The sequence below is a fragment of the Rossellomorea sp. NRS-1567 genome, from assembly GCF_050467885.1.
Lineage (GTDB): Bacteria > Bacillota > Bacilli > Bacillales > Bacillaceae_B > Rossellomorea > Rossellomorea aquimaris_C.
In genome coordinates this window covers 245533-264797 of sequence record NZ_JBITPL010000024.1, presented here as the reverse complement: position 1 = coordinate 264797, position 19265 = coordinate 245533, and the positions used below count along the sequence as shown (strand labels likewise).

18 protein-coding genes are annotated in these 19265 nt (G+C 42.5%); 11 read left to right on the top strand and 7 right to left on the bottom strand.

Features of this window, described 5'->3' with window-relative positions:
• The first annotated feature begins 100 nt into the window (after positions 1-100).
• On the top strand, positions 101-1858 hold the full coding sequence (locus ACIFOD_RS17675) for an ABC transporter ATP-binding protein (protein ID WP_430315706.1): 1758 nt from the start codon (positions 101-103) through the stop codon (positions 1856-1858).
• Positions 1851-3632, top strand: coding sequence for an ABC transporter ATP-binding protein (locus tag ACIFOD_RS17670; RefSeq protein WP_430315705.1), 1782 nt, complete (start codon positions 1851-1853; stop codon positions 3630-3632). The genes ACIFOD_RS17675 and ACIFOD_RS17670 overlap by 8 nt, the downstream gene beginning before the upstream one ends.
• Positions 3633-4133: 501 nt before the next feature.
• On the opposite strand, the gene ACIFOD_RS17665 is transcribed toward ACIFOD_RS17670, so the two are convergent.
• Positions 4134-4556: a pyridoxamine 5'-phosphate oxidase family protein gene (locus ACIFOD_RS17665; RefSeq protein ID WP_113968547.1), complete on the bottom strand. Its 423-nt coding sequence runs from the start codon at positions 4554-4556 to the stop codon at positions 4134-4136.
• A gap of 127 nt (positions 4557-4683) precedes the next feature.
• Here ACIFOD_RS17665 and ACIFOD_RS17660 point away from each other — a divergent pair, with 127 nt between their 5' ends.
• Positions 4684-5328 (top strand): uracil-DNA glycosylase, encoded by a 645-nt coding sequence (locus ACIFOD_RS17660; RefSeq protein ID WP_430315704.1) that lies wholly within the window; start codon positions 4684-4686, stop codon positions 5326-5328.
• Between the two features lie 44 nt (positions 5329-5372).
• Here the strand turns inward: ACIFOD_RS17660 and ACIFOD_RS17655 are convergent, their stop codons facing one another.
• Positions 5373-5621: a small, acid-soluble spore protein, alpha/beta type gene (locus tag ACIFOD_RS17655; RefSeq protein ID WP_430315703.1), complete on the bottom strand. Its 249-nt coding sequence runs from the start codon at positions 5619-5621 to the stop codon at positions 5373-5375.
• A gap of 226 nt (positions 5622-5847) precedes the next feature.
• On the opposite strand from ACIFOD_RS17655, the gene ACIFOD_RS17650 reads away from it, so the two are divergent.
• Both ACIFOD_RS17650 and ACIFOD_RS17645 read left to right on the top strand, forming a co-directional pair.
• Positions 5848-7257, top strand: a complete 1410-nt coding sequence (locus ACIFOD_RS17650) for an alanine/glycine:cation symporter family protein (RefSeq protein ID WP_397553164.1) — start codon at positions 5848-5850, stop codon at positions 7255-7257.
• 230 nt (positions 7258-7487) lie between these two features.
• Positions 7488-8654, top strand: a complete 1167-nt coding sequence (locus ACIFOD_RS17645; RefSeq protein ID WP_430315702.1) for an acyl-CoA dehydrogenase family protein — start codon at positions 7488-7490, stop codon at positions 8652-8654.
• Positions 8655-8706: 52 nt separating this feature from the next.
• Here ACIFOD_RS17645 and ACIFOD_RS17640 read toward each other — a convergent pair whose 3' ends face one another.
• Positions 8707-9777 carry an aromatic acid exporter family protein gene (locus ACIFOD_RS17640; protein ID WP_430315701.1) on the bottom strand — a complete coding sequence of 357 codons (1071 nt, stop codon included), beginning with the start codon at positions 9775-9777 and terminating at the stop codon, positions 8707-8709.
• 118 nt (positions 9778-9895) lie between these two features.
• The gene (locus ACIFOD_RS17635; RefSeq protein ID WP_430315700.1) at positions 9896-10222 is read right to left on the bottom strand and encodes a cyclic-phosphate processing receiver domain-containing protein; all 327 of its coding nucleotides are present in this window, start codon (positions 10220-10222) and stop codon (positions 9896-9898) included.
• A gap of 298 nt (positions 10223-10520) precedes the next feature.
• Here ACIFOD_RS17635 and ACIFOD_RS17630 point away from each other — a divergent pair, with 298 nt between their 5' ends.
• Both ACIFOD_RS17630 and ACIFOD_RS17625 read left to right on the top strand, forming a co-directional pair.
• Positions 10521-11570: a hypothetical protein gene (locus ACIFOD_RS17630; RefSeq protein WP_430315699.1), complete on the top strand. Its 1050-nt coding sequence runs from the start codon at positions 10521-10523 to the stop codon at positions 11568-11570.
• Positions 11571-11776: 206 nt separating this feature from the next.
• Positions 11777-13033, top strand: coding sequence for an ATP-binding protein (locus tag ACIFOD_RS17625; protein WP_430315768.1), 1257 nt, complete (start codon positions 11777-11779; stop codon positions 13031-13033).
• 51 nt (positions 13034-13084) lie between these two features.
• Here the strand turns inward: ACIFOD_RS17625 and ACIFOD_RS17620 are convergent, their stop codons facing one another.
• Positions 13085-13684: a YitT family protein gene (locus tag ACIFOD_RS17620; RefSeq protein ID WP_397553090.1), complete on the bottom strand. Its 600-nt coding sequence runs from the start codon at positions 13682-13684 to the stop codon at positions 13085-13087.
• Positions 13685-13784: 100 nt separating this feature from the next.
• On the opposite strand from ACIFOD_RS17620, the gene ACIFOD_RS17615 reads away from it, so the two are divergent.
• On the top strand, positions 13785-16073 hold the full coding sequence (locus tag ACIFOD_RS17615; protein WP_430315698.1) for a helicase C-terminal domain-containing protein: 2289 nt from the start codon (positions 13785-13787) through the stop codon (positions 16071-16073).
• A 16-nt stretch (positions 16074-16089) separates the two neighbouring features.
• Here ACIFOD_RS17615 and ACIFOD_RS17610 read toward each other — a convergent pair whose 3' ends face one another.
• Positions 16090-16527 carry a ferritin-like domain-containing protein gene (locus ACIFOD_RS17610; RefSeq protein WP_397553088.1) on the bottom strand — a complete coding sequence of 146 codons (438 nt, stop codon included), beginning with the start codon at positions 16525-16527 and terminating at the stop codon, positions 16090-16092.
• 147 nt (positions 16528-16674) lie between these two features.
• Between ACIFOD_RS17610 and ACIFOD_RS17605 the strand changes: the two genes are divergently transcribed.
• Positions 16675-16830: a hypothetical protein gene (locus ACIFOD_RS17605; RefSeq protein WP_397553087.1), complete on the top strand. Its 156-nt coding sequence runs from the start codon at positions 16675-16677 to the stop codon at positions 16828-16830.
• A gap of 61 nt (positions 16831-16891) precedes the next feature.
• Complete coding sequence (locus ACIFOD_RS17600; RefSeq protein WP_113968558.1) at positions 16892-17131, top strand: YkuS family protein; 240 nt, start codon at positions 16892-16894, stop codon at positions 17129-17131.
• A 227-nt stretch (positions 17132-17358) separates the two neighbouring features.
• Here the strand turns inward: ACIFOD_RS17600 and ACIFOD_RS17595 are convergent, their stop codons facing one another.
• The gene (locus ACIFOD_RS17595; protein WP_430315697.1) at positions 17359-18321 is read right to left on the bottom strand and encodes a S8 family peptidase; all 963 of its coding nucleotides are present in this window, start codon (positions 18319-18321) and stop codon (positions 17359-17361) included.
• A gap of 384 nt (positions 18322-18705) precedes the next feature.
• Here ACIFOD_RS17595 and ACIFOD_RS17590 point away from each other — a divergent pair, with 384 nt between their 5' ends.
• Positions 18706-19224, top strand: coding sequence for a superoxide dismutase family protein (locus ACIFOD_RS17590; protein ID WP_430315696.1), 519 nt, complete (start codon positions 18706-18708; stop codon positions 19222-19224).
• Positions 19225-19265: the final 41 nt, after the last annotated feature.

Below are 19265 nucleotides of genomic sequence, written 5' to 3'. Positions count from 1 at the left end.
CTTGGGCATGGTTAATCGTCCAGATGGCAGAGGTGGCGCGTATAACACTTCCAACTACCACCCGGCATAAAAAAACGATATGATGATACATATATACATAATGGAAGTCTTTTGTCAGAGGGGTGTTCATTTGAAGGTCATACATTTTTTAAAGCCTTACCGTGTTGCCATGGCGATTGCCTGGAGTTTAATGCTGGTAGAGCTTGCTGTTGAACTATTAAATCCGCTGTTTATGGCACGGATTATTGATGAAGGTATTATGAATGGAGACTTGGACGTGGTGATGAAATGGGGCTTCATCATGGTGGGGATGTCTCTCCTCGCGTTTGTTTCAGGCGTGACGAATTCATTTTTCGCCGCTCATACGAGTCAGGGATTTGGTTATGATGTGCGGGAAAGCTTATATAAAAAGGTTCAGTCGTTTTCCTTTGCAAGCTTTCATAAGCTCCCTGCATCATCATTGATCACCAGGATGACCAATGACGTAAGGCAGCTGCAGAATACAATCTTCATGAGCTTGCGCATTATGCTAAGGGCACCGCTGCTAGTTGTCGGATCAGCAATCATGGCACTCATCGTCAATGCTCGTCTTGCCCTTATTTTATTAATCGTGATTCCGGTTTTATGGCTGTTCCTGTTATGGGTCCTGAAACGGGGATGGAGTCTTTTTGATAGAGTTCAATCCCGCCTCGACAAAGTGAACGAGGTCATGAAGGAAAACCTCTCCGGGATGAGGGTAATTAAAGCTTATACACGAAGCAAGTATGAAGAAAGCCGATTCCATGGTGCGAATGAAGATTTGAAGGATCGGACCGTGAAGGCTCTTCGTTTTATGGAAATCATCATGCCGCTTCTGATGCTCGTGATGAATCTGGCCCTCCTATCCGTTTTGTGGTTTGGAAGTATAGATGTCGCCACAGGTGGAGCAAAGGTGGGAGAAGTCGTAGCGATTGTCACCTATGTTACGAGAATCTCTTCTGTTTTTTCAATTTTCTCATTTATCATTACGAGCTTTTCAAGAGCAAGGGCTTCCGCCGGCAGGGTAGAAGAGGTTCTGCAAACCGAGATTGATTTGAAAGACGGAGAGGATGTACGACAGGAAAACACAGTGATGAACGGAGAGATTACATTTAAAGATGTGTCGTTTCAATACCCGTCAACCCGTGGGAAGGTGCTGGAAGGCGTATCGTTTAAAGTGGAGGCTGGCGAAACGGTTTCGATCCTGGGAGCCACCGGATCCGGTAAAACATCCCTGTTCCAACTCATTCCTCGCCTGTACGATGCGACGGAAGGGTCTGTGGAACTGGATGGTCAATCCATCCGTTCCATTTCTTTGGATCACGTAAGGAAAAATATTGGGTACGTGCCCCAGGAAGCGGTCCTGTTTTCCGGGTCAGTATCAGAAAACCTCCTATGGGGAAAAGAAGATGCCACCAGGGAAGAAATGATCCAAGCTGCAAAGGATGCCCAAATCCATGAGACCATCCTGAATCTCTCCCATGGATATGACACAGTTCTCGGTCAAAAAGGGGTCAATCTTTCAGGTGGACAGAAACAGCGTTTGTCGATTGCGAGAGCACTCATTCGAAAACCAAAGATTTTATTACTGGACGATAGTACGAGTGCGTTGGATTTGAAAACAGAATCCAAGCTGCTTCAAGCCCTGAAGCAATACGAATGTACGACGATGATCATTACACAGAAAATAAGTACAGCCATGGAATCTGATACGATTCTGCTCCTTGAAGATGGAGTCTTAATCGGAGAGGGGACCCATACATCCCTATTAGAAGATTCCTCTCTCTATCAGCGGATTTTTCAATCTCAATTCGGAGAGGAGGAAATACATCATGTCTAAGCACGTCCGAAAGAAACTGGGGAAAAACGATAAAGCGAAAGATGCAAGAGGGACGCTTCGTCGTCTTTGGAACTACCTTTCCGAAATGAAAGTGATCCTGTATCTCGTGATTTTAATGGTGTTCATCAGTTCAGCAGCAGCTCTCCTTGGGCCTTTCCTTGTGGGAAAAGCGATTGATGAATACATTGTAACGAAAGAGACTTCCGGATTGATCGGTCTTGTTATCGGTTTAGTGGCAGTGTACATCTTCCATTCCCTGTCTGTATGGTTCCAGAATTATTGGATGATCGGTGTGGCTCAGGATACGGTCTACCGCTTGCGGAAGGACCTTTTTCATCAATTGCATCAACTATCGATCCCTTTCTTTGATAAACGGAAGCATGGGGAGTTAATGAGCAGAGTGACAAATGATATTGATAATGTGAGTGCCACGTTGAATAGTTCGTTCATTCAAATCATATCCAGTGTCCTGACATTAGTGGGGACCGTCTCGATCATGCTCTGGCTCAGTCCGTTGCTTACCTTGATCACATTAACCATCGTTCCTCTGATGGCTCTCGGTATGAAGTGGATTACGAAACGGACAGGACGTTTGTTTAAACAATATCAACAAAATATCGGAGAGCTAAACGGCTATATCGAAGAGACGATTTCGGGGCATAGCATCATCAAAACCTTTTCCCGTGAGGATACTGCCATAAAGGATTTTGGAGAAAAAAATCAACGATTGAGAACGGCTGCTTATTGGGCGGATACCTATTCCGGTTTTATTCCGAAGCTTATGAATGTGTTAAACAATTTGAGTTTTGCCGTCATTGCCGGAGTCGGAGGGATTTTCGCATTAAATGGAATGATCACCATTGGAGTCATTGTGATATTTGCTGAATATGCCCGTCAATTCACCCGTCCGTTGAATGAGCTCGCGAACCAGTATAACACGTTATTATCGGCCATTGCCGGTGCTGAGCGAGTCTTTCAAATTTTAGACGAAGAGGAAGAAGCCAAGGATGAGGGGGATGCCGTGGAAATCGATTCCGTTGAAGGGAAAGTAGAATTTCAACACGTTTCTTTCTCGTATGAAAAATGGGATCAAACGCTTCAGGATGTATCCTTCACCATTACACCGGGTGAGACCGTTGCTTTGGTCGGACCGACAGGAGCAGGTAAAACGACGATTACCAATCTGCTGTCTCGTTTCTATGAATTGAATGAAGGCACCATTGAGATTGATGACCAGAATATCCAAACAATCAAACGAAAGAGTCTCCGTCGGAAGATGGGATTTGTCCTGCAGGATAGCTTCCTGTTTCAAGGAACGATTGCAGACAATATCCGTTACGGCAGACTCGAGGCGGGCGATGAAGAAGTAAGGGAAGCGGCGAAATTGGCCAATGCCCATTCCTTCATAGAGAAAATGCCTGAGGGCTACGATACTGTGTTAAGACATGATGGAAGCGGGATCAGCCAGGGACAGAAACAGTTATTATCCATTGCAAGAGCGATCCTTTCAAATCCGTCCATCCTGATTCTAGATGAAGCCACGAGCAGCATCGATACGATTACAGAGCTGAAGATTCAGGAAGCCCTCAAGCGATTGATGAAGGGGAGAACAAGTGTAGTGGTGGCCCACCGTCTTAACACCATCCGCCAAGCCGATCAAATACTGGTCCTTGATCAAGGAAGAATCATTGAACGGGGATCTCATGATGAGCTTCTCAAGCAAAAAGGGTTCTATCATGGGTTGTATCATAGTCAGCTGAAGGAGAGCAGCTGATGGGTTGTGTGAATCGGCGCGGGAATTCCGGTTTTGAAAATAAATTCTGAGATTTGAAAATAAAATCGGAATCGACTGCGAAACAGAGGGAAATACGAACGGCATTCATCCTGAATATAAAAAAACACCTCAAAAGTCAGCGCTTTTGAGGTGTTTTTATCTTTAAGGGGCTAATCATCCCGTTAGCAATCCCTTTGGTGTTGCCTTAATCGGATAAAGGCAACTCTGTAACTTGCAACATCACAAGTAATATATTTATATCTTGAACGTTGTTTGCAGATAATAAACAGCCGCGGGCAATTCCTTGAGTCGTTTGATATACCTAAACGACGTAAGCCCTACCTCTCTTACATCCTAACGGCTCCGAAGCCGATCCAGTGTGAATAAGTTGTTAAATCAAAACAGAATAGAATTACGAATTATCTTCTCTATCGTTTTAATGTATGTTACAAGATTACAATAACTAAATATAACATCAAAATTAAAACATGTCAAGGGAATTTATAATTCAAGTGACTGCGGCGAATCCTCATCATCGTTCATTAAGCGGATGCTGACAGGTTGAATTTTGAGGACGATGTATTCCGGATCGTCTGGCCCTTCAAACCATCTTTTCATATGGTCATTCCACAGTTTTTCCTTATAATGAGTCGACTCTTCAATGGAGGCGCGACCTTCGATTTCGACGAAGGTATCTCCATACCCCTCTCCTTCGTAGCCGAGAAGAATATGTACATTAGGATTGTCCTCAATTTCATCTGTCTTATGGGTTTCCTTGTTTGTTGGTGTATATAGAGTCAGCTCATCATGTGAAAACGTCATATAACGGGAATGAGGTTTATTATTTTTAACCGTTGCCAGTGTCCCTACTTTGCTTTCATCGAGCACTTTTAAAATTTGTTGTTTCAGTTCAGCTTGTGACACACAATCCATCTCCTTTAAAGGTTCATTTATATCCATACTATTCCTTTTATGAAGGTAAATTAAACATGGGGATGTGTAATACGGGTAATGTCCGGGAATAACGAAAATAACAAAGAAACAAAGGATGATGAGCGTGATACCGGAAGAATTAGTCGATATCTGTAAGAAAAGGATGGAGCCGTATCCCTGTGAGGGGTTTGTATACGGACGCGGACCGGAGCAGCCGACGATCATGATTGTCGGGGAAGCCCCGGGTGAAACCGAGATTCATAACGGAATGCCGTTTAGTGGACGGGCAGGAAAAGTGCTGGATGAGTTCTTTCAGTATCTGGAGGTTCCAAGGGAAGACATTTATTTTACCTCAACGGTCAGAAGCAGACCTTATAAAATTGTCCCTAAGAAAGTAGGGGAAAATGAGATCGTGGAGAAGAAGTATAACAGGGCCCCGAATCGTAAAGAACAGCTGGCCCATGCTCCGATCCTGGATTATGAGCTGCAGCATATTAAGCCAAAACAGCTTGTAACCCTGGGGAATATCGGTTTACAAAGGCTATTGGGGAATCAGTACACGATATCACAAAAGCATGGCCGGCTAATTCACGCTAAAGTCAGGCGGTTAAAAGATCTTGATTCAAATGAGTGGGTCATGAGCGATGAAAGCTACTCCATATTTCCGACCTTTCATCCTGCATCGATCTTCTACAATCGCTCATTAGAAAAAGAAATTTATAAAGACCTGGATAAGTTGAAAGAAATCCTCAGGGGGAAATAACATAAAGAAGGCTGGCATTTAGTTAAGTGTCAGCCTTCTTTATGTTATTTTTTATTTAAATTCTCCTGAGCTATTCGCACAAGCTCCTTCACCATGTTACCGCCAATTCTTCCGCCTACTTTTCCTGCTTGCTCAGATGTTAATTTTCCATTATAACCTCTTTGCAGAGGGATACCTTGTTCCTTGGCGATTTCATATTTCGCTTCTTTGGGATCTTGCGTACCAGAAACTTTCGCTTTTAATTGATCCATCGCAACCCGGGATTCAGGTACAAGAAGTTTTCTTCTCGACATATTTTCACCCCCTTTTTAGATTGCCCAAATATTTTTTTATGAGTATAGAGTCTTGGCATATAAGGGTTTTTCCACGTTTAAGAAAAATTCGTCATAAAAAAAGATTGTCTAATTTGTGTCAAATAAAATATAATTCTTAATAGTTAGAACATTTTTGCAAAGAAAAGGGGGAAATGCCGTGGAAGAATTAGTTGGCAAGTTGGTAGGAATACTTTGGTCTCCGGTCATGATTTACTTCTGTTTGGGTGTAGGATTATTATTTTCTATTTTAACGAAGTTTTTACAAGTCCGGTTGATTAAAGATATGGTGGTTCAAATGTTTAAGGGGGGCAGCTCCAAAGCAGGTGTGTCTTCATTCCAGGCCTTGGCGCTGTCGTTATCAGGACGTGTCGGGACGGGTAACATCGCCGGTACAGCAACTGCGATCGCTTTCGGTGGTCCAGGGGCGGTTTTCTGGATGTGGACTATTGCATTCATCGGTGCAAGCAGTGCCTTCATTGAGTCCACACTTGCTCAAATTTACAAAGTGAAGCAGGATGGGGAATACCGTGGAGGACCAGCCTATTATATTGAAAAAGGGATCGGTTGGAAATGGTATGCCGTTCTTTTCTCACTGGCTACTTTGCTTGCGATGAGTATTTTAATGCCTGGAATTCAGTCAAACTCCATTGCATTGGGACTTGAAAATGCATTTGGGCTTAGTACAACAGTAACGGGTATTGGTCTTGTCGTGTTAATCGGGGTCATCATTTTCGGTGGAGTCAAACGTATCGCTGGAGTAGCTTCTTACGTAGTCCCATTTATGGCGATTGCCTATATTCTTCTATCACTTGTCATTGTAGGAATGAATATTGCTGAAATCCCGGCAGTTTTTGCCCTTATCTTCAAAAGTGCATTCGGCTTTGATTCAGCATTCGGTGGAATCATCGGGATGGCCGTATCTTGGGGAGTGAAACGCGGAATTTATTCCAACGAAGCAGGTCAAGGTACAGGACCACATGCTGCAGCGGCAGCTGAAGTGTCCCACCCTGCTAAACAAGGGCTGGTTCAAGCGTTTTCCGTGTACATCGATACTCTTCTGGTTTGTTCGGCTACAGCATTCATGATCTTGTTTACGGGATCCTTCAACACAGAAGCGCCTGATGGAACAATGCTTGCGAACAATTTAGAAGGAATCGAAGCCGGGCCTGGTTATACACAGGCAGCCATCGAATCAGTCATCCCTGGATTCGGAGCATCATTTGTCGCAATCGCCTTATTCTTCTTTGCTTTTACAACGATTATGGCTTACTACTATATGGCGGAAACGAATGTTGCCTACCTATTGAGAGGTAAGAATTCAAAGGTGGCGATGGGCATTTTAAAGGTTGTCCTGCTTGCTGCCACATTCTATGGAGCAGTAAGAGAAGCCGCATTAGCATGGGCACTGGGGGATATCGGTCTTGGAATCATGGTGTGGCTGAACTTAATCGCCATCCTTATCCTTGCCAAACCTGCTTTAAAAGCACTTAAGGATTACGAAGAACAGAAGAAGCAAGGCCTTGACCCAGTCTTCAACTCTACAAAGCTCGGCATCAAAAATGCAGAGTTCTGGGAGCAAGAGTACAAAGTAGAAGACAAAGAAAATGCTTCCTAACCTATAAAAGAAACCTGTTGCCAATCTCGGCAGCAGGTTTTTTTCGGTTTTTCTAAAACTCTTTTCGTAAGCATGGTTGTTTAATGACTCTAATGAGTGCTGTCGCCCTGTTTAATTAGCATGTGTATTCCGATCAGATTAGTAAACAATATCTTTGAGTTAGACATGTGAATTGATTATGATAAATAGAAGAAGTAAAAACGTGATATTAATCAGGAGGTGCTGTTTGAATGGACTTATATGAACCGTATATACAGAATGACCGCCAAAGAAATCTGGTTGATTTAGCTGGTGAGCTTGCTGATGCGTTTTCTGAACGAGGGGAAGCGTATGACAGGGAAGATGAATTTCCTTATGATAATTTCAAAGACCTGAAGAAAAAGGGATATGGAACATTATCTCTTCCTAAAGAGTACGGCGGAGAAGAAATCAGCTTATATGAGCTGGTGATGATTCAAGAAAGGCTTGCTACAGGGGACGCGGCAACGGCTTTGTCCATAGGCTGGCATCTTGGGGGATTGATGGAACTGACGGAAAACCGGACGTGGGATGAAGGGGTGTTCAATGGACTGTGCGAGGAGATTGTAGCCAACAGCGCTCTTATTAACCGGGCAGCATCCGAACCGGCAACGGGGAGCCCCACTCGTGGAGGGCTTCCCGAAACCAAAGCAGTGAAAACCGAAGAGGGATGGAGTTTAACCGGCAGGAAATCTTTTACTTCTATGGCGAGAGTTCTGGATTATTCTTTAGTATCAGCCACAATCGGGGATACCGAAGAGAAAGGATTCTTCCTGGTGAATCATGACCTGGAAGGAGTAAGCATCGAAGAAACGTGGGATACGATTTCCATGAAAGGAACGGGCAGTGATGATCTCGTTCTCACGGATGTTCATCTCCCATCTTCTGCCCTGGTCGAACGTGATAGTGTAAATCCAAGAGGGAAGAATGATCTTCCTAAAGCATGGCTTCTGCACATACCCGCTTGCTATATAGGTGTTGCGATTGCCGCACGCAACTATGCCATCCAATTTGCGAAGGACTATTCACCAAACAGTCTGCCGGGGCCGATCAAGGATGTACCTGAAGTTCAACGGAAAATTGGTGAAATTGAATTAGAGCTATTCAAGGCTCGACAAATTCTCTATTCAGTAGCTGACAAGTGGGTGAGGGAGCCTGAAAAACGGAAAGACATGGCTTCAGAGCTTGCTTCTGTAAAACATGTTGTCACGAACAGCGCTTTTCACATTGTGGATACCGCCATGAGAATTGTCGGAGCAAAAAGCCTTTTCCGCTCGAACCCGATGCAGCGATATTATCGTGATGTCAGGGCAGGACTTCACAATCCGCCGATGGATGATATGGTGATAGGAATGTTAGCGAATAACGCTTTGAAATAAGATTTCAATAGAAAAGGTATAGACAAGATCTTGTCTATACCTTTATCAGTGTCTATGGATGTAACGTTTTCTCCAGGACGGTTTGATGCTGAGCTTCTAGCACATGTATTTCACTGAGCTCCTCTAAAAGGTCGTGAATGGATAGTAATTCGTATAGCATGACCGTTTCGCAGGAAAAGTGATGCTTCATGGACTGAAAGGGTTTTGTATGAAGTCCTTCATGATCGTCCCAGAATTCCTCGAGTAAATCTTTCATAAGAGTGAAATGTTGTTCAGGAATGTGAAACGAGGGATGATGCATGATCCCTTTCAACGATTGAGTCGCATGTAAGATACGATCTTTCTCTTCTTCACTGAATGAATACTGAACAGGTAAGTAAATTAAGTTCCCAATATGAAAAAGGATCTGCCTTAAAAGGTTAAGTTTTTTGTACTCATAATGGAAATAACGCAATTCCTCACGACTGGAGCGGTGAAGCTTCCATTCTTCCTTTTGATATTCGCAAAGGGTGTCCGTTGATTCTATGTCTCTTAAAATATCATTGAAGATCAATTTTGTATCCCGGTGAAGAGAGTGATTCTGAAGAACTTCAGAGCCTCTTTTTTCTAATAAATTGCCCGTTTTGAAATAGAGATTATGAATTTTGGTCGTAATCGTTTTCGAGTATTTTGGTGGAAGGATCCACAAGTTCACTAATGTTGATACAATCAGCCCGATGGTGGTCGTGCCCAGGCGAATGAAAAAGGTAGCTACATAGTGATCGTGTATGGTGGGGATCATGGCAATCCCTGTTAATGTAGCGACCAGGATGCCTGCCCCTAAATGGAGTTTGTGGCAGGTGATGATTGTGAGCAGTGCGACCAGCGCATATGTAATGGGGTGATCCCCAAACGTGGAAGCAATAATCACCGCAAAGAGTGCTCCTATCGCCGAAGCGGGAAAACGGATGAATGCTTTCTTGATTGAATTGGCGGCTGTGGGCTCGATGGTGACTATGGCTGTAATGACGGCAAAGGTCGCTGGCCAATTTAAAAACTCACACACAAGAGCCGTTAAAAAAACGGCAATACCGGTTTTGGCTATTCTGCCTCCGACAAATTGAATTTTTTTCAGAAACTCCATAATTTAACCCTCTTTTATAAATGGCTGTCGCCTTCATTATATAGTAAGAAAAACCCAATTGAAATGAATGGACAAAAAAAAGAACTGCTCCCGGAACAGTTCTTTTTTATATGATAACTCATCTTAGAGGTAAAGGTCGTAACAAAATCTTGATTGATTTAGGCATCTTGTGATCACTCTGAGCCTCTTTTAAATACTTGAACATTTGTTTGCCTGCAACAGAGTTGGCGGAATGAATCGTGATCCGTTCTGCAAATAGCTGCTTTTCTACCATATAGTGTACGAGCATTAATCCATTACGGGTCTTGCTTTCTAAGTCATGATCCAATGAAAGATGATCGATAGAAAAATTCAGAAGCAGGTCAATACATTCATCGATGTCTTTCGCGAGAATGTACCCTTGAGGACAGTGGCGGTAATCGTCTAAAAATACATTTACTGTCATATTAATTCTTCTTTCGTCATTTGACTTAATTTAAGCGTAACAGACATTGACAAATACTTATATAGGTCAATAGTATGAACGTTACAAATATATTTGTAATTTTTTGTTCTATTATGAGGGTTAATCTTTATGGAATTGCTCGGTGATAGAAGGAAATGACTATTTTCTGTAAAGGAGTTTTTCCACCTTGTATCCACATATTACTCTTAAAGGTAAAATAATTACGTTTTAATGTTAAAATCTATTGCTTTTAAGAGTAAAATATATTACCTTATAAAGTAAGGAGGGGATATTTACCATGAAAGAGAATTTAAGGTTGAATGTTTCATTGCTGCGGCGGCGTGTACCTAATTTAACATCAGCTGCCAAAACAGTAGGGTTACGACCTGCAACGGTATCTAATTTGTGTACCGGAAAAATTTCAGTGGGACGTGCCGAAGTGAAAACGATTGTAACTTTAGCGAATCTGGCCAATTGCACGCTGGATGAATTAATTATTCAAGGAGGGAAACTAACTATGATTGAAACGGGAATCAAAACGCTCGATTTGTTTGCCCCAATTGTCCATGGAGGAACGAATGGATTCGTGGCGAGATCGCAGGTTGGTCAATTTGTTGTTTTAGCGGAAATGACGAAAGTGCTGAAAGAAAAAGGATATCAATCGATCTTATTGACGCCGGATAAAACCTATCCTGGTTTGAGTGACCTTGAAGGATTTGTTGATGCGAAATGCCACTCGATTGATGAAGCCTTTTCAGAAGTCAGCCTTATTGAGGAGAAAGACAGAATTCTCCTATATGTGGACCGTTCTTATATTGTCTCAGGGGAAATATATGAATTGAGGGAACGATTTGAAGGAGAGGGTTATCCAGAGATCACTACTATATTATTCGATCCCACCGGTGAAGCAGTGGATGAGGATGACCCCTTCGGTCCACTTGATACCTTATGTTACTTCGATATAGATCTCTCTACCCGGGGGATGTACCCAGCCATCCACCCCGTACAGTCTACATCGATTTTACTGGAAGACGACGCCCTGGACTCTGGCCACACGACTATTCATAAGAAAGCGAAGAAACTGCTAAGGCGCTACAAAGAAATTCGCGTCCTCTTGAATACAATCGGTAAAGATAAAATACCTGAAGCCGATCTCGATCTATTTCAGATAGGAGAGCGACTGGAAGCCTACTTGAGCCAGCCATTCTACGTGGCAGAAGAATTCACCCAAACAAAAGGGCAAAGCGTCCAAATCCAACAGACCATCCAAGACATTCATAAAATACTCCAAGGACAATACAACCACCTTGAACCAAAAGACCTCAGCTACAAAGGTAAACTGGATTAGAAATTCACTTAAGGGACGGACCTCGAAAGCAACCCTCGAGGTCCGTCCCTCTTCCGTTACTTTTTTCTTAATTTTGTGGTAGATGAAAGAGGATTTACGAGAATTTTGTCGTATGTGTAAAGTAATGACTATATTTATTGGGAGACAAATCGATGATTATCGAGAAATTATTATTACATGTATTGATTATATTGGCTCCTGTTCTCATTCAAACGTCACTCCTTGAAAACCACAGGCTCGGTAAATCACCTGTTTTCATCGGTGTATTGCATGGGATTGCCGCGTTCATGTGTTTAATATTCGCTTATGAAAGTTTCGGATTGTATTGGGATTTCCGCTACATTCCACTGGTTCTTTCAATGCTTTATGGAGGGAGAAAAGCCGGGGTCATTGTTCTTGTGTTTATTTTAACCGCACGGATCATCAACGGCGGGGATGCCATCATTTTTGGATTTGTAAGTGCGTTTCTTGCAGGGACCCTTCCTTTCCTGATTTCAAATCGATTTTGGACATTTCCACCAAAGAAACGGGTAACATTTGCCGTGTTACTTGGGTTTTGGCCAGCGCTTGTGATGCTGGGAATTCTTCTGTCATTCGCATTCATTGCGGGAGTTCCTGTTTCGGGTAATAAAGAAATGGGCATCTACGTACTGATATTCGGGGGCATCCAGGTGTTGGGGGTCGGTGTGGCTGCACAACTCAATGAGTGGATGATTGAGAAACGATTGCTTCGTGAAGAGATCCTGAAATCTGAAAAGCTCAATACATTGGGAGAACTTGCTGCTTCCATTGCTCATGAAGTGCGCAATCCTCTAACCGTCGTCAAGGGATTCCTTCAATTAATGAAGAAGCAAGTGACAGGGACTCATGATGAATATTTGAAAATCGTATTGAGTGAGTTAGACAGGGCAGAGGAAATCATTAATGATTATTTGAATTTTGCCAAGCCCGAGTTCGAAAAGATCGAGAAAATCAATGTGAAAGAAGTTCTCTCGGATGTCACGGTCCTACTGAATGCGTATGCCCTCAAAGAGGGTGTTTACCTTGAAGCGGACCTGAAAGAGGATGGATTTCTTTTGACAGATCGTAATAAGTTCAAACAAGCATTCGTCAATATCATAAAGAATGCCATTGAAGCGACCCCGCCTCAAGGAAACGTTAGCGTGAATTTAGAAGTTACCCATACACAAGCCATCATCACGGTGGAAGACACAGGAAAAGGGATGACTAAAGACCAAATCTCAAGGATTGGCACCTTGTTTTTCACAACAAAGGTCCAAGGTACTGGATTAGGAACTTCGGTGTCCTTGCGCATCATCGAAGCCATGGGTGGTCATATCCATTATTCAAGCATTGTTAATAAAGGAACAGTCGTTACGATCGATCTTCCATTAAATAGTGATAAGGTTGCAAAATTTGATTCCAATCTCCCAAATGCATATATGAACAACCAAAACGCTTAGGAAAATCACTAAGTGTTTTTTTATGGAACAACAAGACAAAATAAAAATGATTCAACTCCATTTCCCGTACATACGTTCCATGATAGGATAGAAGATATGAATAATAAAACCAAGCGTACAGGCGACAATCACCGTCCCAATGCCAACCGCTCCATGAAACAGCATGGCTAACGTAATGGCAATCGCTTCGTTCAATAAACGGGAATTACGTAAATTCAAACCGAACCGTCTATGAATCGCGACCATAAATGTATCCATGGGGCTTGAAGGAAGCTTGGCTTGAAGATAAATGGAGATTCCGATGCCGAGTAGCAATATACCTGTCAGCACGAGGGATAATTGCTGAAAGAATCCGGACGGTTCAAGGGTTTCAAGACCGATCGTGATCCAATAATCAACCATCATCCCGATGACGAAGATGGAGAGTGCAGCTAACCATTGAATGGGCTCCTTTAATAACAGAGCGTTTATACAGATGAGAATACATCCATTGATGAAGATGCATGTCCCGATGGAAAGGTTGAACAAAGTAGATTCACCAACGGCCAGTGCATCCCAGGGAGCCGCCCCCAAATCACCTTTAATAATAAGAGAAACTCCTAATGATAATGCCAGTAATCCTATACTGTAAAAAATGAATCTTGCCTTCATTCCCCGAATCCTCCGTTCGAAAAAGCTTGTCTAATATATATGTTCACTGAAAAAAATTAGAATGATAATTTGTGTGGGAAAGCCAGAGGTGAGACGTCACATGAAGAAAACTTTCAAGATTTCAATAAGGGAATTAGTAGAGTTCGTGTATAAAGAAGGAAGCATAGATGTCAGGTATCAAGCCCGTTCTTCCCTAACCATCGGAACCAAGCTTCATCAAAAACTACAGAAAGAATACAAAGAAGGTGATGAGAAAGAAGTCTTTCTAAAAGGAGAAAGAGCGGTGGAGGATATTGTCTATCAACTAGAAGGCCGCTGTGATGGGATCCATTATGAAAACGGGGAAGTAATCGTAGAAGAAATTAAATCAACGGCAAGAACGATAGCTCAGATCGAAGAAGGTGCCCGTGTCCACTGGGCTCAAGGTGAATGCTATGCTTACTTATTGGCAAAAGAAAAGCAGTTAAAGGGTATTGGCGTGCAGCTCACGTACATAGAGGTCGAATCTGAAAAAACGAAGTCTTTCACCCGTATTTATACAATGGAAGAGCTTCAACACATCGTTGACGAGACCCTGGTTGCGTATACTCCATTTGCTTCACTTATACTCACGAATCAGGAAAACCGAATAAAGAGTATTCCAGGCCTGGCATTTCCTTATCCAACTTATCGAAAAGGGCAAAAAACCCTCGCTGGTGCTGTCTATAAAACGGTTACTGAATCCAAATCTTTGTATGCGAATGCTCCGACGGGAACAGGGAAAACCATTTCAACCTTATTCCCGACGATAAAAGCGATGGAGAAAGGACATTCAAAGTGGTTTTATGTGACAGCTAAGACGATTACCCGTACTGTCGCAGAGGAGGCGCTGGTTCTTTTAGAACGGGAAGGATTATCACACAGGTCGATTACCATTACGGCAAAAGACAAAATCTGCTTTCAAGAAGAAACGATTTGTCAGAAAGAATATTGTGAATTTGCGAATGGCTATTATGATCGAATTAACGGGGCACTCATTGATATATTAACGCAAGAAACCATCATCACACGTCCAATCGTTGAAACATACGCCAGGAAGCACCGGATATGCCCGTTTGAATTTTCAATCGACCTCTCCTATTTAGTGGACGGTGTCATCTGTGATTATAACTACATCTTCGACCCGAAGGTTTCATTCAAAAGAATGAGTGATGAAGGGAAGAAAAAGACGACTCTACTCATTGATGAAGCACATAATCTTGTTGGCAGGGGACGGGAAATGTATTCAGCCACTCTGAGGAAGTCCGATTTTTTAGAAATCAAAAGAAAGTATCCGGGATATGTGGACTTGAAGCAAAGAGTTGTCGCGGTTAACAAGCAGTTCCTCCGTTTGAAAAAAGACAAAGGAGATGATGTGCGTAATGAGTTGGATGCAGAGTTAGTTGATGAGGTGCAAAGTTTTGTTGAGATAGCAGAAAAATACTTGGGAGAAGCGGAAGGGGATTGGTCTGAGGACTTTCTTCAATTGTACTTTGATGCATTACATTTTGTGAGAATTTCCAACCTCTTTTCTGATGAACATCGCTTTGTGATCGATCAAACGCCTAAAGGTATAGAAGTGAAACTATTTTGCATTGATCCTTCAAAGCTTATTAAACAAATAACGAGGTTGTTTCAATCCTCAGTATTTTTCTCAGCCACGCTTCACCCCTTTTCGTACTATTTTCAGCAACTGGGTGGGTGTGAAGAGGATTATCGGTTTCTGATTCCTTCGCCATTTGAAAAAGAACAATGGCAGGTTGGGATCCATCCGATTTCAACCCGGTTTAAGGACAGAGAAAGAACCCTTTCCTCGATTACACGTTCGATTACAGCAGCGTTCAATGAGAATAAAGGAAATTATCTGGTCTTCTTTTCATCGTACGCCTATATGCGGGAAGCCTTCGAGGAAATGAATCAGGATGCAATGAATGCAGAATTCATCATCCAGGAGCCTAATATGAAAGAAGCAGACAGAGAGAAATTCTTAAACGAGTATCAAAGCGACAGAGACCTTCCGGTTATTGGATTTGCCGTATTGGGAGGCATCTTCTCAGAGGGTATCGATCTGAAAGGTAATCGATTAAAGGGGGTAATTGTTGTAGGAGTAGGGCTGCCTCAGCCAAGCAGGGATCATGAAATCATTAAGGATTATTTTAATGAACGGGGGTTAAATGGATTCGATCATGCGTATGTCTACCCGGGATTAAATAAAGTATTTCAATCCGGGGGGAGACTCATCCGTTCAGAGGAGGATACGGGAGTCCTCAGATTGATCGACGATCGTTATCTGACACCGAAATACCAGTCATTACTTCTTGAAGAATGGAAGGATTATCGAATCATACATGAAAAAAGACCGCTGATATAGCGGTCTTTTCCGTGTATTAGTTAAAAGAAGGATCCTTTAGTAAGCGATCGAATTCTTCTAGGTGATGGGTTTCATCTGCAATCATGTCATCTAGCTTGATGCTAAGCTCGACGAGACCCAGTTCTTCAGCTTGCTCTTTACGTATTTTATAACGTTCGATCGTATCAGCCTCAGCTTTACGACCTTCCTCTAACATTTCTTTCACATCATCTGTTTGTTTCACGGCAGCCGGAGTGGTCGTCGGATCTCCGCCCAATGTTTTAATTTTTTCGGCTAAGTATAAAGCATGTCCCTGTTCATCCGGGATCTCCTCTTCGAAGAAAGGCTTTAAGATTTGACGATATAAGCCGCTCACGACAGCAGCGTAATTTGTGTAAAGTATAACTGCAGCATATTCATTTGCTAAATCCTCATTTAATCCATCGATTAATTCTTTTAATTTTGCTTCATCCATTTGAATACCACCCTTTTATTTATTGTTATATAGAGTATTTACCCGGCAAAGTGACAAATAAACATTCTGAAAGTAATCGAATGCCCTTCAAATATTTTGCCTTGAAATGGGGATTCTAATTCTATAAAAGTCAGAGGAGGGATGAGAATGTCTAAACAGGGAAAGAAAAGTATGGACCAAACATCAGAACAGTTGGCAAAGCAAAAGGCCAAGAATGATGTGGAATTCGGAACTGATATTCGGGTTGGGAATTCAAAAGACCAAAGTCAGAAAAAAAGTGGCAAACAAGTAAATAAAAAATAAATGACGAATATCTTTTTCCCCGGAAGAAAAACCTATATGTAGAACCAGGAGGTGTAAAGGCATGAGAATTGGTGTTGAACAATCCTTACAAAACGTCGTGCAAGCCTTACGTGAAAAGGGGCATGACGTCGTTGAACTAAAACAGGAAACAGACGCAAACGGCTGTGACTGCTGCGTAGTGACAGGGATGGATTCCAATGTGATGGGGATTCAAAACGTAGCTACTCAAGGATCCGTGATCGAAGCAAGTGGACTAAGTGCTGATGAAGTATGTCAGCAAGTTGAGAGCAGATTACAATAGTAGAAAAAAGAACAGTCTTTGGTGGCTGTTCTTTTTCAGTAGCATAGTAATAAGAGGGGTGAGTGCACGATTTTTGGCTCATTCGAGTGAAACGTCCGTTTCACTCGCCTTTCAGCATAGCTGAAAGGTCGCTTGAATAGAAAGGACCCCCGGCATAAATGCATTTTTGCCGGGGGTCCTTTTCGTTATGGCGGAAATGAGCCAAAAATCAACTAGTTTAATGTCCGTCAGCCAATCTGTGCAAGCGGCTGGTTTCTCAAGTGCTCCCTCAGTAGGTCGGGTGCTGTGATAAACAACAAACCATTTCCTTCCAATGTTTTTGGGAATCCGAGTGGAACGGTGCGTTTGATGAGTTGTGCATACAATTCGGTTTCTGAAAGTTTGCGGTCGAAAGATACTTGCTCGAATTCTTTGATGAGGGCTAATGCTCCGGACACGTGTGGAGCCGACATGGAGGTACCGCTGAGTTTAGCGTATTTTTCACCAGGAATGGTAGATAAAATTTGTTCACCCGGTGCCACTAGGTCGACTTCATTATTGGAATTCGTAAAGTAAGAAGATTTTCTTTGAAGGTCGATGGCTCCTACAGAAATCACTTCATTGTAACAAGCGGGAAAAGAAAATTCATCGGTGCTGCTGTTCGAGTCACCTTCGTTACCTGCTGCACAAACAACTGATATATTTGCATCCACCGCTTTTTGAATCGCTTCGTGCAGAGGCTTGTGGTCAGTGGGACCTCCCAATGACATGGAGATGATGTCCACCTTTTGTTCAATCGCATACAGAATGCCCTTCACGATCCATTCGTATTTTCCACTCCCGCGGCTGCCCGCCAGTACTTTAATAACCAATAAATCGGCCAGTGGCGCAACCCCGATAACCCCATCACCATTTTCACTTGCAGCAATCGTACCCGCGACATGGGTACCATGACCGCTATAATCAGTAACGTTATCTTCAGCACCGTTGTCATCGTCTGTGAAATTCCGGAAACCCTTCACTTTTCCTGCCAGATCCGGATGATTCATATCGCATCCTGTATCCAGGACGGCGATAGTCGTCCCTTTTCCTTTGTATCCATTCTTCCACATACTAGGAGATTGAATTAAATCAACGCCTTTAGGAATTTCATTTGCATCAACAATCATTTCGTCCATGAAATATGGAATTAACCTAATTTCACCTTGCATATCAATCCCTCCTAAAATGGTACCGCATTAAAAATCTGAAGTTTCTGAAAATATAACATTTTTTGGACAAAATGAAAAGGGATAATGGTAATAGGAAAATAAAACCAATCATATTTTTCCTTCTTTAAGCATATGGGGAGGGGATTTTAAAGTTTTAAAGGTGGTATTGAATGGAAGAGTCGGTGAGAACCTCTGGGATTGCGGTCAATGTGTCAATCTCATTAGCAGAAATTTAAACAAACGTTTGACTGATAGGATGAACCATTGAGTAGACAAGGTTTTCAGAGGTTAAACAAACGTTTGGTTAAAAAGTGAAGTTCTGGTTTTTTCATCATGTCACCAATACTTTCAACATAAAATGTCTTGAAGGAAGGTGAACCAATGATGAATTATTATCAATATGGGTATCCTGGTTATTCATATTATCGAAACGCTCCTGACATGGCCTTCGCTCAAATACAGGGAGGTCCATTAGCCCCAGGATTGCAGGGCTATGTTTTTTTTCGGGAAGTGCAAAATGGGGTGGAAGTATATGCAGAGGTAACAGGTTTACCATCATATAAGGAAGGAAAAGGTGGTCAAAATCCGATCGGGCCTCATGGATTTCACTTACATGAAAAGGGAGTTTGTGAAATAGGCGACCCTAAGGAGCCTTTTTCTTCTGCCGGGGGACATTGGAATCCGACGGGCCAGCCTCATGGTAATCATGCGGGTGATTTTCCAGTCCTGTTTTCAAACGACGGATACGCTAAAATGTCCTTTTTTACAAATAAATTCAAAGTGAAAGACGTCATAGGCAAAGGGGTCATCATCCATCAAAGCCCGGATGATTACAGATCACAGCCCTCAGGAGATGCGGGGAAACGCCTCGCATGCGGAGTCGTTATGGGGTATGGGGTCTAATGAAAAAGGGTTGACCTTTGACAGGTCAACCCTCTTCTTTC

Bases quoted from the DNA above. Each gene is read 5' to 3' on its own strand.
- ACIFOD_RS17675 (WP_430315706.1), top strand. From the start codon at position 101: ATGGAAGTCTTTTGTCAGAGGGGTGTTCATTTGAAGGTCATACATTTT.
- ACIFOD_RS17670 (WP_430315705.1), top strand. From the start codon at position 1,851: ATGTCTAAGCACGTCCGAAAGAAACTGGGGAAAAACGATAAAGCGAAA.
- ACIFOD_RS17660 (WP_430315704.1), top strand. From the start codon at position 4,684: ATGAGCGTGATACCGGAAGAATTAGTCGATATCTGTAAGAAAAGGATG.
- ACIFOD_RS17655 (WP_430315703.1), bottom strand. From the start codon at position 5,621: ATGTCGAGAAGAAAACTTCTTGTACCTGAATCCCGGGTTGCGATGGAT.
- ACIFOD_RS17650 (WP_397553164.1), top strand. From the start codon at position 5,848: ATGATTTACTTCTGTTTGGGTGTAGGATTATTATTTTCTATTTTAACG.
- ACIFOD_RS17645 (WP_430315702.1), top strand. From the start codon at position 7,488: ATGGACTTATATGAACCGTATATACAGAATGACCGCCAAAGAAATCTG.
- ACIFOD_RS17640 (WP_430315701.1), bottom strand. From the start codon at position 9,777: ATGGAGTTTCTGAAAAAAATTCAATTTGTCGGAGGCAGAATAGCCAAA.
- ACIFOD_RS17635 (WP_430315700.1), bottom strand. From the start codon at position 10,222: ATGACAGTAAATGTATTTTTAGACGATTACCGCCACTGTCCTCAAGGG.
- ACIFOD_RS17630 (WP_430315699.1), top strand. From the start codon at position 10,521: ATGAAAGAGAATTTAAGGTTGAATGTTTCATTGCTGCGGCGGCGTGTA.
- ACIFOD_RS17620 (WP_397553090.1), bottom strand. From the start codon at position 13,684: ATGAAGGCAAGATTCATTTTTTACAGTATAGGATTACTGGCATTATCA.
- ACIFOD_RS17615 (WP_430315698.1), top strand. From the start codon at position 13,785: ATGAAGAAAACTTTCAAGATTTCAATAAGGGAATTAGTAGAGTTCGTG.
- ACIFOD_RS17610 (WP_397553088.1), bottom strand. From the start codon at position 16,527: ATGGATGAAGCAAAATTAAAAGAATTAATCGATGGATTAAATGAGGAT.
- ACIFOD_RS17605 (WP_397553087.1), top strand. From the start codon at position 16,675: ATGTCTAAACAGGGAAAGAAAAGTATGGACCAAACATCAGAACAGTTG.
- ACIFOD_RS17600 (WP_113968558.1), top strand. From the start codon at position 16,892: ATGAGAATTGGTGTTGAACAATCCTTACAAAACGTCGTGCAAGCCTTA.
- ACIFOD_RS17595 (WP_430315697.1), bottom strand. From the start codon at position 18,321: ATGCAAGGTGAAATTAGGTTAATTCCATATTTCATGGACGAAATGATT.
- ACIFOD_RS17590 (WP_430315696.1), top strand. From the start codon at position 18,706: ATGAATTATTATCAATATGGGTATCCTGGTTATTCATATTATCGAAAC.